Source organism: Rhodopirellula bahusiensis, assembly GCF_002727185.1.
GTDB lineage: Bacteria > Planctomycetota > Planctomycetia > Pirellulales > Pirellulaceae > Rhodopirellula > Rhodopirellula bahusiensis.
In genome coordinates this window covers 258,194-274,306 of record NZ_NIZW01000009.1, presented here as the reverse complement: position 1 = coordinate 274,306, position 16,113 = coordinate 258,194, and the positions used below count along the sequence as shown (strand labels likewise).

The window sequence follows — 16,113 nt, the reverse complement described above, 5'->3', positions numbered from 1 at the left end:
CGGCCCGTCTCCCACCTTTCTTTCCCCATTCTTTCAGGCAACTCGATGGAAGCCGGAATCGTCGGCTTGCCCAATGTCGGCAAAAGCACCCTTTTCAACGCTCTGACGTCCAGCGTCGCGGCTCAAAGTGCCAACTACCCGTTCTGCACGATCGAGCCCAACGAAGGGATCGTCAGTGTTCCCGATGCGCGTCTGCATCGGATCACTGATTTCATCAAGCCTCAAAAGGTCATTCCTTCGGCACTGAAGCTGGTTGATATCGCCGGCATCGTCAAAGGTGCCGCCGAGGGCGAAGGCTTGGGCAACAAGTTCCTCAGTCACATCCGACAAGTCGACGCGATCATGCAAGTCGTGCGTTGCTTCGAGGATCCCGATGTGATTCACGTCAGTGGTCAAGTCAATCCGATCGCGGATATCGACACGATCGAAACGGAACTCGTGTTGGCTGATATGCAAACGCTCGAGAACGCGTTGGGCAAGGCACAGCGAACAGCTCGCAGTGGTGACAAAGAAGCCAAGCTTCGAGTGGCTGCGATCGAGAAATGCAACGCTCACTTGGAAAGCGAGCAACCATTGCGGACTTTGGAGTTGCCAGAAGCGGAACAAAACGCGATCAGCAGCTATGGCTTGATGACCGCCAAACCAATTCTGTACATCGCCAATGTCGACGAAAACGATCTGAACGGCGAACACGAATTGGTCGCCAAGGTTCGCGAGCACGCGGCCAAGACCGGTGCTTCGGTGGCCTGTGTTTGTGCCAAGCTGGAAGCCGAGATCGCGGAACTGGACGAAGAAGATCGCGATGAGATGTTGGCGGACGTGGGCTTGGAAGAACCATCGCTCAACATCATTGCCCGCGAAGCGTACCGCACCCTTGGGTTGCAGAGCTTTTTCACGGCTGGTGAAACAGAAGTCCGCGCTTGGCCGGTTCGAATTGGATCCACGGCTCCACAAGCTGCCGGCGTGATTCACAGTGATTTCGAACGCGGGTTCATCCGAGCCGAGATCTACCAGTTGCCTGAGTTGGAAGAATACACGACCGAGAAAGACATTCGCCAAGCCGGTAAACTCCGTGTGGAAGGCAAATCGTATGTGATGCAGGACGGTGACATCTGTCACTTCTTGTTCAACGTTTGATTGTCGTTCCGGCATCAAGTCAGCGATCGAAATCCGAGTCGCTGTTTGGCCCACGCTCCCACCGCCATCCCTCCTACTGACGGTTCTATGAACAAAATGTTGATTCCAATTCTCTTCGCAATCGGCACGGCGTTGTTTTGGGGCTGCTATGGCCCAACCATCGGCAACGCTCAGGCTCCTCGGGTCAACGGCGCACCGCTGTGGTCACCGTTCAAGCCCTACGTATTCATTGGCATCGCTTACTTGGTCATCGCGATCATTGGCGGGCTGGCAATGATGGGTGTCAAAGGCGACTCGTTTAACTTCTCTGGAGAGCACTTTGCGACCGTCAAATGGGGGTTTCTTGCGGGGTGCTTGGGAGCCTTTGGAGCTCTTTGTTTGACCACGGCGATGATGACCAGCAAAGGTAACGCGTTGCTGGTGATGCCGATCGTGTTCGGCGGTGCTGTGTCGGTCACGGCTCTGGTGTCAATCCTCAAGTTGGGCGGGCATGTGCAGATCAGTCCTCTGCTTTGGGTCGGAATGGCGTTGACCGTCGTTGGTGTTGTGATCGTGGCAATGAACACGCCGCACGGGCATGCTCCTGCCAAACCAGCGACGGATTCGAGTCAGCCTGCGGAACCGCACGCGGCGACACCAGTCGAATCCGACGACACGCAAGCGTCCTAGTTTCTGACCTGGAATGATGAGCGACATGAATCCGCCCAGTGATCCACTCTCGGTCTGTCGAGCGATCGACGCCGAGCTGACTCACGTCTGGATGATCCGGACGTTCCTCAAGCACGCCGATGAAGCGGAAGAGGACGAGGATCTGCGAGAGGTCGTTAGAGATCTGTACGATTTCATCTTGGCGGTCGGTCCGGTGACGGAAGAAACCGACACCAAGGCGTACATGAAAATGGCCAAGAAGAAGCTCCGGCGCCTTCGTGGTGCCACGGAACTCTACGAGGCGATTCAGCCCGAAGTCAGCGGCCACACCAATTTTTCGATGGCTGCGAAGTCGTTGCGACTGGCGGTGGATCGAATCATTGCGTTGGTCCAATCCCCACAATAAATCGCCCGCCTTTCCCAGGCTCTCGCGAAGCGTTTTCAGTCGCCGGATGGCCGTCAATCTGCTCGTGATCGATCGGGCGATCTGCCGACGCTCAGTTGGAACAGCGAGATCTCTCCTACAGGCGGAAAAACCCCGCGAAATCCGAGGGAATCGGCGCGAACGCACGCCCGGGGGACTGGAAGGAAAACGATTCGACAGCGATAACAGGATTCCAAGCCGAAGGTCTCCAATTTTTTCCGCGACTCCCACTGTGCATTGATGAGCTCACCTGCCAAAGCTGCCAAACTCGCTCTCGAAGACGGCACCGTCTACACCGGAACCAGCCTCGGGGCAGAAGGCGAAACGACTGGAGAAGTCGTCTTCAACACCTCGATGACCGGGTACCAAGAAATCCTGACTGATCCCAGCTACTGCGGTCAGTTGGTGACAATGACTTATCCCGAAATGGGCAACTACGGGATCAACTCGATCGACCTCGAAAACCGCGGCACATCGCTGGCCGGATTCATCATCCGCAACGAAAGCCGTCTGCACAGCAACTATCGCTCGGAAGGATCGCTGAGCGACTACCTTAAATCGCAGGGAGTCGTTGGTCTGGCGGGCATCGACACGCGAGCCTTGGTGCGTCGGATTCGCAGCGAAGGTGCCATGCGAGGCGTCTTGTCGACGACTGATTTGGACGACGCATCATTGGTTGCCAAGGCAAAGGCGTCGCAAGGTTTGGTCGGTCGTGACTTGGTCAAAGAAGTCATGCCAACTCAATTGGAAAAGTGGACCAACGAACTCGACGATTGGACCATTCGCGAAATTCGCGAAGCGGCCAAGGAAGCGTCGCTGGGCGATGAAAGCCGGCCGCATGTTGTCTGCATGGACTTCGGCATGAAGTGGAACATTCCACGCCACCTGCGTTCACGCGGCAATCGAGTCACGATCGTGCCGGGCAACACACCCGCCGACGACATTTTGAAGATGGATCCCGACGGCGTCTTCCTTTCCAACGGTCCTGGCGACCCCGAACCGTTGACCTACGCTCACAAGACGATCGGTGAATTGCTCGGTCAAGTTCCTGTGTTTGGAATTTGCCTCGGTCATCAGTTGTTGTCCGTCGCTTGTGGTGCCAAAACCTTCAAACTGAAGTTCGGTCACCGCGGTGCCAACCAACCCGTTATCGATTTGGAAACGGGCAAGGTTGAGATCACCAGCCAGAACCACGGTTTCGCGGTCGACGACCAAGGTTTGCCGGACTGCTTGGAAGTCACTCATCGCAACCTCAACGATGATACGATCGCGGGTGTGCGTCACAAAGACACCGGTGCCTTTGCGGTTCAATATCACCCCGAGGCCGCTGCGGGCCCTCACGATAGCCATTACTTGTTCTCGCGATTCCAAGAACAACTGAACGAGAAGTGCGGGGTGAACGCATGAGCAAAGGCCCCAGGACAGCCATCAGCCCAACTCGCGAAGAGAATTATCCCGAGTGGTACCAACAAGTCATTCGGGCAGCCGACCTAGCTGAGAATTCGCCAGTTCGCGGTTGCATGGTGATCAAACCCTGGGGCTACCAGCTTTGGGAAAACGTCCAGCGTGCTTTGGACGACATGTTCAAAGCCACGGGACACCAGAACGCTTACTTCCCATTGTTCATTCCGATGAGCTTCCTTGAAAAGGAAGCTGAACACGTCGAAGGATTCGCGAAAGAGTGCGCGGTCGTTACGCACCATCGCCTCGAACCGGATCCCGACGGTGGTTTGCGTCCTGCAGGCAAACTCGAAGAACCCCTGATCGTTCGTCCGACCAGCGAAACGATCATCGGTGCAACTTATGCCAAATGGGTACAGAGCTATCGCGATTTGCCGATCCTGATCAACCAATGGGCCAACGTGGTCCGCTGGGAAATGCGGACGCGAATGTTTTTGCGGACGGCGGAGTTCTTGTGGCAAGAAGGCCACACCGTTCACGCGACCGCGGAAGAAGCGATCGAAGAAACCGAGAAGATGGTCGAGGTCTATCGCGACTTTGCCGAGAATTGGATGGCGATGCCTGTCATCGTCGGCAGCAAAACTCCGCTGGAGCGTTTCCCCGGTGCGGTTGAGACGCTGTCGATCGAAGCCATGATGCAAGATCGCAAGGCATTGCAGGCCGGGACAAGCCACTTCCTTGGGCAGAATTTCTCGAAGGCCCAAGAGATCAAATTCCAAAGCGAATCCGGTGACATCGAATACGCTTGGACGACGTCATGGGGCGTCAGCACTCGATTGCTGGGTGCTTTGATCATGACACACAGTGACGATGATGGATTGGTCCTGCCGCCTCGTTTGGCACCGATGCACGTCGTGATTCAGCCGATCTACAAAGATGATTCTCGCGCCGAGGTGATGGAATACGTTCAGTCACTTCGCGATGAATTGGCGGCACAAACGTATGCCAACGCCCCGATTCGTGTCACGATCGATGACCGCGATATTCGTGGTGGCGAGAAGAAGTGGTACCACGTCAAACGCGGCGTGCCGATTCGCTTGGAAGTCGGTCCAAAAGATATCGCAGCGGGAACCGTGTTCTGCGGCATCCGGAATCAACCCAAAAGCGTTGGCATCGAACGAGCCGAACTCGTTGCAACGATCAGCGACAAGCTGGCAACGTTGCAGCAAGAACTCTTCGATGCGGCGTTGAAGTTGCGGGAAGACAACACGGTCGAACTCAAATCAGAAGCCGAGTTCCGTGACTTCTTTGCCGACAAAGGTGACACCGCCATCACGGGCGGATTCGCTTGGTGCCACTACTGTGATGAGGATTCGCTGCAGCCGTTGTTGAAAGAGCTGAAGGTCACGATTCGCTGTGTCCCTCAAACGAACAACGAAGCCGAAGGCACCTGCTTCTTGACGGGCAAACCAGCTTCACAACGAGCCGTTTTCGCGAAAGCCTATTAAGCTTTTCGTGGCAACGCGGAAGTGGTCAATTTGTTTCGATCCCGTCGGCGATTTCGTATTGGTTTCGCCGACGAGTCAGACGCTCGAACACCATCCACAGCAAGCCACAGATTGTCGCCACGCCCATCAATCCGGCCGGCCAAGCTCCGATGCGAACGTACAAGCTGACTCGTTGGTCTCGTTCGGGTTGAGCGTAGATCACGCCGCTTTGTCCTTTGGGTAAACGCTCCATGATCCGGCCTGACGAATCGATCCAAGCGGTCGGTCCACCGTTGGCTGCGGACAGAACCGGACGCCGACATCCGACGGCTACCAATTGGGCGCACCTCAGATGGTGATCGACCACGGCTGAGTCGTGAAACCAAACGTCGTTGGTCAGTGTCACGATCGCGTCGGGCAGTTTGGGCGTGGCTCGCGAATTCAGCTGGTGCATGTGATTGACCGGAATCCGCTCGACCGCGGTCTCAATGCATAAGTTCGGCAGCAGCGAGATTCCGTCCAGGTCAAATCGTTCGGGCTGCGTGCCTCGATTTAGGCCCAACCCCGGCGGCACCATGTCGCGAATCCATGGCAAGCTGTGCACCAGTGGGATCGTTTCTCCAAACAAGACCAAATGGTTCTTGGAGTACGTCCCTGACATCTTGCTCGATGAATCCACCCATACGACGCCGCTGTATTGGCTTGGACGGTCCGCATACTGAACAAGACCGCAACCGCCGATGATCGACGGAGGATCTTCGCTCGCCAGGGTCGAGCTGGCGGCCATCGCGTATTGAATGCTTTGGGCTCGGTTCAGAAACTCAACTTGGTTGCTTTCCACGGCGAAACGAAGTTGTTCGGGCTGCAACGCGGGCAACGACGGGGTTTGCATGAAGTCAGGGACGACCAAGTCAGGACCCGTGGACATCCAAGGCATGCCTCCCGAGAACATTGATTCCGGCCAAACGACGGCGGTGAGTTCGGACTCCGACTTCGCTGCCGCGTCGATCGCCAACTGAGCGTAGGCGGCGAAGATCTCTTGCTCCCTTGCAACGTCCTGTTCGTAGACCGTCAGCTCGTTACCGCCAAGCAAGGCGATGGTTTTGCCGGTTGGCTCGGTGGCGACATTCATCGTCATCGCACCGTAGGCCAGTGTGGCAACCAACAATCCGCCAGCGATCGCGAGAGATGTTCCGGGTGATTCGAACGTGACGGGATTTCTTCGGACGACCCAGCGGTTCAGCGCTTCATGCATTGCGACGTTGACGCACACGATTACAAAGCTGACCGCATAGGTTCCACCCAGATCCGCAATCTGAATCAGCATCGGCATATCCGCGAGCGAGTGACCCAGCATCAGCACCGATATTCCGGTGAAGAAATAGTTGCGGATCCATTCCAGCCCGACCCAGGTCACCGCGGCAACAAGGCAGATTGGAATCTTGCTTTGTAGCGGTGACGGATACGCCCGCCCAGTCGACGAATGCCAACGGCGTAGCAGCGCGACAAACAGAAGCGGGTAGATCGCCAGGTAGGCTGACAAAGCGATCCAAGGCAGGAACATCAGCGGGTGGGCGTATCGCAGTCCCTGAAGACTGATCAACCAATAAGCAAGCGACGCAACGTAGAGTGTTCGCTTCCAAGGTGAACTCGAATCAACCTCCGAAATCGCCAGCAGCGGAACGAGGGCGATGAACACCAACGGACCGATCGCGAGCGGTGGCCCAGATAGCCACAGCACCACTGCGAAAGCAGTCGACGCCGCGAGTAGCCACCTCGCCGAGGCGGTAATCGGAGTCGGTTGATTTGGCGACGGTTGCTTGGATGCGACGTCCGACGCGGGATTGTCGGACGAAGAGATGGGTTCGCTCAACGGAGAAGCTCAAATTCGCGGGGCGATTGTTTTCCCCGTGAAATACCAGCCCAACCGCGGGGCGACAACCCGTTACGCTTTTCCGAGGCTCGTTAAGCCTTGGCTGTGCCGGGCCAGAATCGTTTCCAGCGGCTTTCGTTGCCGGCGTGGTCTTCGCCTCCGGCTCCTTCTTCCGTTGCCACTCCGGCTTCCCGGTGGGTCAATCGATACGCAACGTCCCGGAAAGCCTGGGTCAAGGCTGCCTTCGGGGCTTGCGTGATCAACGGCACACCGTTGTTGCGGACTTCGACCATCGTTCGGTAGTCGTTGGGAAGCAAAGCAAAGATCTCTCGTCCGAGAGTTTCCTTTGCTTTCTTCAGGCTGATTTGTCCGGCGTCCAAACCAGCTCGGTTGACGATGATTTCCACGCGGTCGGCCAAGCCTTCCGTCTCGTCGAAGCTCATCATCAATCGAACCACGTTGCGAAGGCATGGCAAGTCCAACTGAGTGACCAACAACACCTTCGATGCGGATTCGATGGCGATCATGTCCAAAGCGTTGTAGGTCTTGGACAGATCGACAATCAGGTGCGTGAACGAAGCTTTCAACAAACCGACCACCTTGCGGAGGCTCTCGGCGTCAATCGATTCGAGGTCGTGCAACTCGACCGGTCGCGGCAACAAGTACAAACCGCTGGAGTGCTTCGTCAAAGACTTCTTGAGCAGTTGGATGTCCAACCGACCAATGTTTTGAACCACGTCGGCGAGTGTGTAGTCGGGAATCGCATCCAAGAAGACATCGGCGTCGCCAAGTGCCAAATCGAGGTCCAGCAAAGCGACGCTGTTTCGGCTTTCTTCCGCCAGCACACAACCCAAGTTGACCGCGGTGCTGGTCGTTCCAACGCCACCGGTTGCTCCCGCGATCGCAATCACTTCGCAAGAACGGTTGCGAGTGTCTCCACCACCAAATTTGGTCTGGCTGATTCGGCCGAGAGCGGATGACAGTTCGTCTTCCACCAATGGCAACGTCAGAAATTCGCGAGCCCCAGCGCGAATCGCCTGCAGAATCAATTGTCCGTCGCTGACTGCACTGGTCGCGAGCAGTGCCGTGTCAGGTGTCTCACGAGTGATCCGCTCGATCAGTTTGATCGCGGTGGTTGAATCCGTGTCCAATGAAATGACGCCGACGTCCGGAGTCGTTTGATCAACGATGTCAGGGAAGAACTCGTAGCGTGAGCAGTCCGCTTCTAGCCAAACGGTGTCCATCCCCAGAAGCATTGCTTTGAGAGTTTCGCGGGACGAGTCGTTTGGATCGACCAAGGCCAATCGTAGGACGTTACTCATATCAGACAACTTCGATAGACAGAGAAAAGTTTCTTGGGGACAGCCCGTGTTTCATTGGGCGACATGGTGGGGCGTTTCGAGTTCACTCAAACGATCATCGGTATTCCGGTTGGCTGACGATCACACCATCCGCAACCTTTGTTGGTTCAGGACCAGGAATGATTGCATTCGGAGGAAGCAATTCGCCGGCACCAAAACGATTGTTGGCGGGAGGCGTGGTGTTTTGTGCCGTCCGAGGCGGGTAGTAGCCGGATGCGTTCGGCATCGACCGTTGCGGTGCGTTCCGCGAGGCTTGCGGAGTCGACATGGTTGGATCAACGATCTCGCCTTGCGGGTAGGCTTGGCCGGGAACGCCGTTCATGGGTGCCTGGTAGATCGGCGGTTGATGCAACATCGGACCGGATTCGATCGGTGCACCTTGATAGCCACCGTCGATGCCAGGTTGCAGGTTCTCGTTGTAGCAATCGTTGGCCTTCAAGTTGGGCACTTCGATGTGTCCCAAAGCGTAGAGCTCTTTGTCGTCAGGCGAATGTGTGTTCATGCCTGGGCCGCCGCGAGGGACTTCGTGTGGATCCATCGCTTCCACCAATTCAGGCGTTACCATGATCAACAGCTCGATTTCGTTACGAAGCTCTTGCGTTTGACGGAACAGTGATCCGACGTAGGGAAGACTTCCGAAGAAGGGCGTTCGGCTGATGGTTGATTCGGTCCGACTTTGCAGCAAACCGGCCAGAGCGAACGTTTGCCCCGCTTGCATTTCGACGGCTGTTTCGACATATCGAGTCGTGAACGCGGTGACGTTCGTACCGTCGATGGTGACGGCACGCGACGGGTCGGGCTCGCTGACTTCTGGTCGAACTTCCAAACGAATCCGGCCGGGGCCGACGACGAAGGGAAGGAAGTCGATGCTCGTACCATAGTCTTCGTACGAAATTTGAACTTGCCCGTTTTGACCCGGGATGATCGTCGGAATGCGACCACCGACAGTGAATCGGGCCGGACGACCGTGGGTGGCAACAACCGTCGGCTCCGCCAACAGTTTGACCAAGCGTTGTTCTTCCAAAGCGCTGATTACTGCTTCAAAATTGTTGCTCATGTTCAAGCGAACGTTGCTGTTGCTGTTGGTGATCGGGCCGATGGGACCGAGAATCGCTCCGTCATCAGGGAACGTACCCAGTGCGTCCACGTTGAGAAGACCGGAAGGTCCATTGAGCAACGTGAAGCTGTCGTCCAAGACGGCGAGGTCGACGCCCAATTGGCGAAGCTTTGTACGGCTGACTTCCATGATCTTGGTATGCAACAGGACTTGCTGAATGCCGACCACTTGAATGTTGTTGATCACAGTCGTGTAGAACTGTTCCGTGATCGCAACCGCTTTGTCCACATCGTCGACGCTGGTCACATAACCCGAGATGATTGCCGATTCACCAATCGGCGTGACGCGAAGCGATGCGAGTGGCAACTGTGAGTTGAGGATGCCTTCGACTTCGCGAGCATCCGCGACGACGGTGACGTCGATCGTGTACAGCTTGTCCTCGGTGTCCCAGAGGTTGATCTGTGTGGTACCGGGAGTCTTGCCGAAGACCTGGATTTGGTTTTCGGAAACCGGAGTTGCACCCAAGACTTCTTCGTTGTGAACTTGGAAGCGGGGGATGCGTTCGCCGAGCGAAAGAATGCGGCTGCTCTTGACGATCAAATCCATCCGCTCAACGGTTTGGTTGATCTGGTGATCACCCGCGGCAGAAGCAAGCGTCGTAGCAGACTGCGCCATCACCGGTTGGGTGCATGGGATCGTCGCCAACGCGAGAACGGCGGCAACCAAGCATCTGACCAAACGGTCGCGACGGATAAGAAAAGTGCACACTCGCATCTGAGGCATCCTTGCCGGGGCGGGTCGAGTTATTCATTCATCTCCGCGAGAATTCATCCATGAACTCTCGGCGATCAATCCGTCGCGTGAGCGGCGGGGCGGCAATTCGCTGGGTAGCGATTTAGCCGTGGCATCAGTGGTGAATCAGGTTCAGTTCAGTCCGAGCCTTCAGCGGCTGGTCGGACCAAACTCGTCGGGTCGCGAACCATCTGCTTTAGGTGGTCCGCTGTTGTAGAATGGACTTTGCGATCCATTCAGATAGCTGTAATCGGTTGGTGCACTGGGATCATCCAGTTCGTTCTCGCTGGGGAGGGGATAATCTGCACCCGGCCGAGTCCGAAGGTCGGTATTTGTTTCTTCGAGGTCTTCACGACCCGATTCAGCCAACACCTTCGGCACGCTGGACCCTTCTTCGATCCAGTATTCCGTCAACACACCGCCGGACATCTTCAACATCTTGAAGCCCCGCTTCTTCTCTTTTTTGGGTGCTTGGATGGATGGCTTCACGACAGGAGTTTCGACGCGATTGTTATCTTCTTCGCGTTGAGCTTGTGCGATTTGATAGTCCGACAACCAACGCAAGAACTCTTGGCCGGCACCGCCGTCCGTTTCACCGTCTTTTGTTTCGTTGATGTCGCTCGGGTTGCCCAGCGTCAGGCGAATCTTTCCAAGTTCGCTGGCATAGGTCCAAGCGGGTGTGTCCTTCTTATGAATCAGGAGCGAGATCGAACGAGCCGGTTTGGCTTCGAGCTCTGGATCAACTTCGCGTTCGGTTCGACCGTCAACGGCGAAGACTCGCACGCCCGTCAAAACTGTTTTCGCGGTTGTCTCGGGGATCAATTCGCTTTTGACGAAGTACGCCATCACATCGACTCGGTCGCCGGGGCGTACCAAAGTTGCAACGCTGCTTTCCGGGTCAGCACGCATCGATACGACGCTGAAGCCGACTGGAATGGTTTGTGAAGAACCGTTGGCATCGGCCATCAATTTGACCGGCATCACGGGTTCGCCTTCGTAGAAACGTTGACGCGCAAACTTGCCTTCGACGTCTTCGAGTTTCCCGCTGGCTCCCGTGGGAACGCGATCGGCAGGCCATTGTTCGAGACGGATTTTGTCGGCGGTGATTTCTTCGGCAATGTCAATGGTTTTCGCGGTCACGAAGATTTCGACCGTCGCGACTGAACTCTGACCCGTCGACTGAGCTTGCATCCACTGGCTAACGCCGATCGCGGCGATCGTGCCGCAAACGCAGGCCAGGATGAGGAAGACTGATTTGTTTCGCATGGCAATCGAGTGGGTAACCAGAGTTGACAGACTGCTCGCGTTGAATTCGATCGATGGCCGACCGCCCGCAATGGAAGCGTCACTCACGGTATCGGGCGTGAGTCTTCAAGAGCTAAACACACTTGGGGCAACCGAGTCCGCTTGCCCAATCGTCACAGATTGACACGCGACCGTTTTGCTTGTGATTTCCAACGCTTGGAGGGAAAAGCCCCTGAATTTGGGGCACAAATGACGACAGGCCGCATGGGGGTTCCATGCGGCCCTCGACTTTCAAATTGAATCAGACCAATTGGCCCGTTGCGGCGAAGTAGATGATCGTTCCGATCGCCATTGGAATTCCATATGGCAAGAGGTACATCGTTGGCTTTCGCTCTCGAGCGATCGCGGCGAGTTGCTCCGGTTTGCGGATCGTTCGCCATTCTTCCATGATCTTCAGGAACTGAGCGTAGTGTTTCATCCACGCTCCGCTCTTCAAAATCATGAACGCAGCCATGATTCCGCCGACAATGGCGGTCGCGGCAAAAGCTTTCAACGTGATCATGGTCCCGCACCAGGCACCGATGCCTGCCAGCAGTTTCACGTCGCCTGCTCCCATTCCGCCTACATTGCGAAGTGGCAACAAGAGCATCATGCCGACGAAGGTACCCAGCAGGCTGTATCCCAGTTCAGGAAAGCCGCCCTGGATGAACCAGTGGGTCCAACCGCAAATGATGAACGGGAAAGTCAACCAGTTTGGGACTTTCAAAATCATGCCGTCGATGACAGCAGCAACGATGAGGACAACCGTCACGAACCAGATGGTCCAGTTTTCGGTGATGCCGTGAAGGAGAGTGTCCATGGTGATTTCCCCGTGTTTCTTCGGGCGAGTCGTCCGTGAAGCGAATCGTCCGTTGGTGGTTTCAAATTGGAAGGTGTGTGTGTTGGCGGTGAACGTCTCGTCGTGTCCCGGTCGATTCAGATGGATCAGCGAGGACCGATCATCCAGCTCAACATGGCGAACAGCAATGTCACGCCACAGCAGGCCAATTGCCATACATGGGCGGCAGCGTCAGCGGGAATTAGTGGATAGTTCATTCGCTCGATGCCCGGGGGCAAGCTTGAAAGGTGTGGAATGAGTGGTAGCAAGGACTGCCATTGAGTTTGCAATGTCGGAACGTCTCATTTCGATCCGCAAGGTCGTCGCAACAGGGCTCCCCCTTGGGCGATGCCGAAAGGCGGCGAGAGTGGTCTCGCCGCCATTCGGTATGTCGCCAAATTGACGGGTAACACCCGCCGGATCAGCACTTAGTTGGCAGCGATTGCAGCGCCAGCTTCGCCGAACTTGTCGTTGGCGTTGTTACCGATTGTGGTAACAGCACCGATACAAACGACGATGATCAGAGCCAACAAGACGGCGTACTCAACAGCAGTTGGTCCGTCTTCTTCTTTCAGGAAAGCAACAACGTTTTCAGCAAATTTCTTCATGTCTAACTCCAGACAAAAACGGGGGCCACGATTATGTCTCGTTAACCCGGCGACAAGGTGTCAGTCGATTCATTGTGAACCGACCCAGGTGACAACAGCCTTCGTCAATGGAAATCAAACTGACAAGCCTCGGTTCAAACTCGCGGGTGTTTCAAACGAAACAACAACGGGTTCTTTCCACGGCAACTCGGCTTTCCTGAAGCCAAGCCGAACGCAAACAATGCGATCGACCGACTCACGGACCCGTGGTTTTGCGTGCCGTCCTCTCGAACGGTTTGCCTTTGTCAGGGAACTTCGGCTGACCCAGTCGAACATCCCAAGGCAACACACCTCCGAATGCTCGACGTGGCAGTGAACCGCCGCATTTGGGCCATTCACTTTCTCACTACCGAACACTACGACAGAAAACGAAGGTGTCAAAAAAGATCGGTTGGCCGAACCTTAACGGCGGGGCAAGTTGCCGGGTTGTTCCGGTCGCAACGATTAGGAAGCCAGTCACGATTGTAAAAATGACAAAGCGACGCATGCTCTACTATAAGAATGGTGTCCCTCTGTTTAGCTGGGCCTGTACCCAGCGGTGGCGGAGTCACTCTTTGGAGGGCCAGCCCGGCAGAAGAAACTTCTTTTGCGTGTTGGCGGTGTGCTCGCTGTAGTGCCGTTCCATCTGGTTCAGCAGTGCCTTGAGCGTTGGCCAACGACTGCCGGGGACTTTGTCGTTGACTGAATACCCATCCAATAGATATGCGAACCGTCGTGAGAAGTCGCTAACCCGTTTCATCTGTCTTGCCTCTTCGGCACCCGTCCAATCCGCGTTCGCGAATTTGTAATCCGGTGGCATTTGTGCGGGATTCAGATCCATCACCGGAATCGAATCATCCGATTCGTGGTACATCTGCGAAAAGAACAGTAGTTGCCGACCCATCATGTGTTCCACGTTCCAGCGTGGTGTGTGAGTCCCGTTTGCGGGTTCGAAGTTCATTTGCTCGGTTGTCAGAGCGGCGAAGACCTTCTGCGACTCCGAACAAGATGATTCCATCGCGATGAACATTCGGTCCATTGCCTCGGGCATTTGCCAAGGTTGAGTCGAAATGTTCCACCAAACAGCCGTCGACTCTGACTTCAAATCCTGCGTAGTCATCGAAACCGCGACCGTGTTGTGATCCTGGTCGTGCGTTTCGACTGACTCGACCGGTGAAGAAGAGTCGGAGATCCAGTTCCGAACGTGAGCTGGCAACATTTTGTCATCTTCGCTGGCAAATCGCTGCAGATTGGAACCAATGACTGCGTCGATGCTTGGAATCGTTTCCAACGTTTGAGGCGTGCAATCCGATCCCGCAATAACCAAATCGACGCCATCCAGTTGAATGTGGACCGCCTTTCCGCCGAGCGAACTCACGCGGATGTCGTTCGGCGTCTGGGGTTCGTCATCAGTGCTGTCGTTGCCTCCGGTGACTGGTTTCCAGGTCGCGTCGGCTTGGTTGGCGGGGCGGCTGAGAATGTATGAGCCTGACTCACCCATCGAAATCGTCGCACTGGACTTGGGGATTTTGCCTGCCTCGGATTCATTGCTCGGCAAATCACCTTCGGGTGCTGAGCCCTCGGGTGTCGAGGCGTCGTTTTGGACGGCGACACTCAGTCCCCAATGCGACTGAACCGTTACCATTCCACCAGGCCAAACTCGAACTGCGATTGGATCCCCTTCGGCGGCCTCAGAGCCGACACCGAAAAACGCGAGAAACGCTGCCGCGCATACCAGTTGTGCTGCAGTTCCCTTCGAGAAACAGATCGAATTCATCGCGGTGGCCTAGCATATTGCCTCGCGTCGTGAATGGCGCGGGCGAGTCGTGGAACGTTCGTGAAGGGTTATCGTAACACGATTCCTTGCACACGTTTCCACTCCGTGATCGCCAGCGAAACATCCAATCGCCGGGCCAGTTGGTCGCCCCGAAGCTTTTCGATTTCCAGTCGAATCAGTTCGTCAGAGCCAACAGGTTGTTGGTCCAATTCGATCGCGGCTTGGGTTTCAGCCAGTCGCTCTTCCGCCCACTGCAGTTGGCGGTCGATCAATCCGAGACGCGCGTTCGAAAGGCGAACGTCCAGGACAGCTTGCAAAGTTTCGTTGCGAATCACTTCCGACAACGATTCTCGCAGCAGCGAACATTGTTGACGGCGGCAGTTCAGATCACTCGTGTTCGAATCGGGCGACAAGCATGAAAACAGCTTCTTCCCGGTGGCGGACGCAATCGCCAAACCCGCTCCTGGACTGAGTGCCCCAATCAGTTGTCTGGCCGAGGACAGATTGCAAGTTCGCATGCCGGCGCACAATTTCTTGACGGCTTTCAAGTCGTTGCGATTCGCCAACGCGGTTCCGACGCTGATGCTCGCATCGACCGATCCAACCGATTCTGCGGACTGCAATTCGTCGATCGTTACTGCCAGGGCGACCTCGGATTCCGGTCGGCCTGTGCGACGGGCCAATTCTTGTCTCAGCTTTTGCGTCGCGAATGACTGTTGGACCTCCATGTCTTGCCAAACCAGTTTGGCTTGTTGCAATTGCAGGACATTTCCATCGGGGACTCCCAATCGATCGGCTTCGTTTGCCAAATCGATCAAGCGGTTTTGCACCACGATGCCTTGCTGAGCGATTTGTTTGCCAAGTTGGGCGGCCACCAGTCGGTCGTAGGCCTTGCCCGCACTTGCCGCGTCATCAGAACGGCGACCCAACGCGATCTCGGCCAACACGGATCGGATCAGCCGAAGTTGGCAGACAGCATCGTCATCATCGCAATCGACACCACAAGCGACGGCTCGCGATTCTTGGTCGATCATGTTGGCTTCGGGCGAATAATCGTACGCCCACTGCATCACTTGTTGTCGTGTGTAGCTGGCCACCGAGCCGGTTGAGTTGGGTTCGACCAACGTTTCCACCAGCAGTGATTCGGCTGGTTGCGACGGATCAAGCTCGAGCGAAGGCTGCTCGGTCGACGTGAGCGTCATTTCCGCGGTCGAATTCGCGTCGCTCGGGGAAGCGATCTCGGGGGAATCGGCCGGTGACCAATCCACATTCGGGATGCCGGGCGTTTGAGCGGAAAGCACCGCCATCATCGCAACGCCGAGAATCAACGGGAGGATCCAGCGGTGGGCCGGGGACCGAGCGGCTTGGATCGCGGGTTTCACGGCAGAAATCATCCCTGGAATGAACA

General features: G+C 56.0%; 13 protein-coding genes and 1 riboswitch. Of the genes, 5 read left to right on the top strand and 8 right to left on the bottom strand.

Translation table 11 applies throughout. From position 1 onward, the window contains the following. Positions 1 to 45: 45 nt before the first annotated feature. The 5 genes from ychF (at position 46) to proS (ending at position 5,118) form a co-directional block, all read left to right on the top strand. Positions 46 to 1,137: a redox-regulated ATPase YchF gene (gene ychF / locus CEE69_RS13880; RefSeq protein ID WP_099261267.1), complete on the top strand. Its 1,092-nt coding sequence runs from the start codon at positions 46 to 48 to the stop codon at positions 1,135 to 1,137. 87 nt (positions 1,138 to 1,224) lie between these two features. After that, the gene (locus CEE69_RS13875; protein WP_099261221.1) at positions 1,225 to 1,806 is read left to right on the top strand and encodes a hypothetical protein; all 582 of its coding nucleotides are present in this window, start codon (positions 1,225 to 1,227) and stop codon (positions 1,804 to 1,806) included. 25 nt (positions 1,807 to 1,831) lie between these two features. Further along, positions 1,832 to 2,191, top strand: a complete 360-nt coding sequence (locus CEE69_RS13870) for an amidohydrolase (protein ID WP_099261266.1) — start codon at positions 1,832 to 1,834, stop codon at positions 2,189 to 2,191. Positions 2,192 to 2,449: 258 nt separating this feature from the next. Continuing rightward, positions 2,450 to 3,616, top strand: a complete 1,167-nt coding sequence (carA, locus tag CEE69_RS13865; protein ID WP_099261220.1) for a glutamine-hydrolyzing carbamoyl-phosphate synthase small subunit — start codon at positions 2,450 to 2,452, stop codon at positions 3,614 to 3,616. Next, positions 3,613 to 5,118 carry a proline--tRNA ligase gene (gene proS / locus CEE69_RS13860; RefSeq protein ID WP_099261219.1) on the top strand — a complete coding sequence of 502 codons (1,506 nt, stop codon included), beginning with the start codon at positions 3,613 to 3,615 and terminating at the stop codon, positions 5,116 to 5,118. Before carA ends, proS begins: the two co-directional genes overlap by 4 nt. A 25-nt stretch (positions 5,119 to 5,143) precedes the next feature. On the opposite strand, the gene lnt is transcribed toward proS, so the two are convergent. From lnt to CEE69_RS13815, 8 genes are all read right to left on the bottom strand, one after another. Then, complete coding sequence (gene lnt, locus CEE69_RS13855; RefSeq protein WP_099261218.1) at positions 5,144 to 6,970, bottom strand: apolipoprotein N-acyltransferase; 1,827 nt, start codon at positions 6,968 to 6,970, stop codon at positions 5,144 to 5,146. Between the two features lie 92 nt (positions 6,971 to 7,062). Then, complete coding sequence (locus CEE69_RS13850; protein WP_099261217.1) at positions 7,063 to 8,292, bottom strand: AAA family ATPase; 1,230 nt, start codon at positions 8,290 to 8,292, stop codon at positions 7,063 to 7,065. A gap of 94 nt (positions 8,293 to 8,386) precedes the next feature. Further along, a complete protein-coding gene (locus CEE69_RS13845; RefSeq protein WP_233215206.1) occupies positions 8,387 to 10,162 on the bottom strand; it encodes a type II and III secretion system protein family protein in 1,776 nt (591 codons plus the stop codon). Positions 10,163 to 10,330: 168 nt separating this feature from the next. Beyond that, positions 10,331 to 11,533 (bottom strand): Flp pilus assembly protein CpaB, encoded by a 1,203-nt coding sequence (cpaB, locus tag CEE69_RS13840; RefSeq protein WP_099261215.1) that lies wholly within the window; start codon positions 11,531 to 11,533, stop codon positions 10,331 to 10,333. A gap of 193 nt (positions 11,534 to 11,726) precedes the next feature. Further along, positions 11,727 to 12,284 (bottom strand): A24 family peptidase, encoded by a 558-nt coding sequence (locus CEE69_RS13835; RefSeq protein WP_099261214.1) that lies wholly within the window; start codon positions 12,282 to 12,284, stop codon positions 11,727 to 11,729. A gap of 446 nt (positions 12,285 to 12,730) precedes the next feature. Further along, positions 12,731 to 12,910 (bottom strand): Flp family type IVb pilin, encoded by a 180-nt coding sequence (locus CEE69_RS13825; protein WP_099261212.1) that lies wholly within the window; start codon positions 12,908 to 12,910, stop codon positions 12,731 to 12,733. Between the two features lie 178 nt (positions 12,911 to 13,088). After that, positions 13,089 to 13,200: riboswitch (cyclic di-GMP riboswitch) on the bottom strand. 296 nt (positions 13,201 to 13,496) lie between these two features. After that, positions 13,497 to 14,705 carry a DinB family protein gene (locus CEE69_RS13820; RefSeq protein WP_099261211.1) on the bottom strand — a complete coding sequence of 403 codons (1,209 nt, stop codon included), beginning with the start codon at positions 14,703 to 14,705 and terminating at the stop codon, positions 13,497 to 13,499. 68 nt (positions 14,706 to 14,773) lie between these two features. Continuing rightward, positions 14,774 to 16,087 (bottom strand): hypothetical protein, encoded by a 1,314-nt coding sequence (locus CEE69_RS13815; protein ID WP_233215204.1) that lies wholly within the window; start codon positions 16,085 to 16,087, stop codon positions 14,774 to 14,776. Positions 16,088 to 16,113: the final 26 nt, after the last annotated feature.

Bases quoted from the DNA above. Each gene is read 5' to 3' on its own strand.
- ychF (WP_099261267.1), top strand. From the start codon at position 46: ATGGAAGCCGGAATCGTCGGCTTGCCCAATGTCGGCAAAAGCACCCTT.
- CEE69_RS13875 (WP_099261221.1), top strand. From the start codon at position 1,225: ATGAACAAAATGTTGATTCCAATTCTCTTCGCAATCGGCACGGCGTTG.
- CEE69_RS13870 (WP_099261266.1), top strand. From the start codon at position 1,832: ATGAATCCGCCCAGTGATCCACTCTCGGTCTGTCGAGCGATCGACGCC.
- carA (WP_099261220.1), top strand. From the start codon at position 2,450: ATGAGCTCACCTGCCAAAGCTGCCAAACTCGCTCTCGAAGACGGCACC.
- proS (WP_099261219.1), top strand. From the start codon at position 3,613: ATGAGCAAAGGCCCCAGGACAGCCATCAGCCCAACTCGCGAAGAGAAT.
- CEE69_RS13850 (WP_099261217.1), bottom strand. From the start codon at position 8,292: ATGAGTAACGTCCTACGATTGGCCTTGGTCGATCCAAACGACTCGTCC.
- CEE69_RS13845 (WP_233215206.1), bottom strand. From the start codon at position 10,162: ATGCGAGTGTGCACTTTTCTTATCCGTCGCGACCGTTTGGTCAGATGC.
- CEE69_RS13835 (WP_099261214.1), bottom strand. From the start codon at position 12,284: ATGGACACTCTCCTTCACGGCATCACCGAAAACTGGACCATCTGGTTC.
- CEE69_RS13825 (WP_099261212.1), bottom strand. From the start codon at position 12,910: ATGAAGAAATTTGCTGAAAACGTTGTTGCTTTCCTGAAAGAAGAAGAC.
- CEE69_RS13820 (WP_099261211.1), bottom strand. From the start codon at position 14,705: ATGAATTCGATCTGTTTCTCGAAGGGAACTGCAGCACAACTGGTATGC.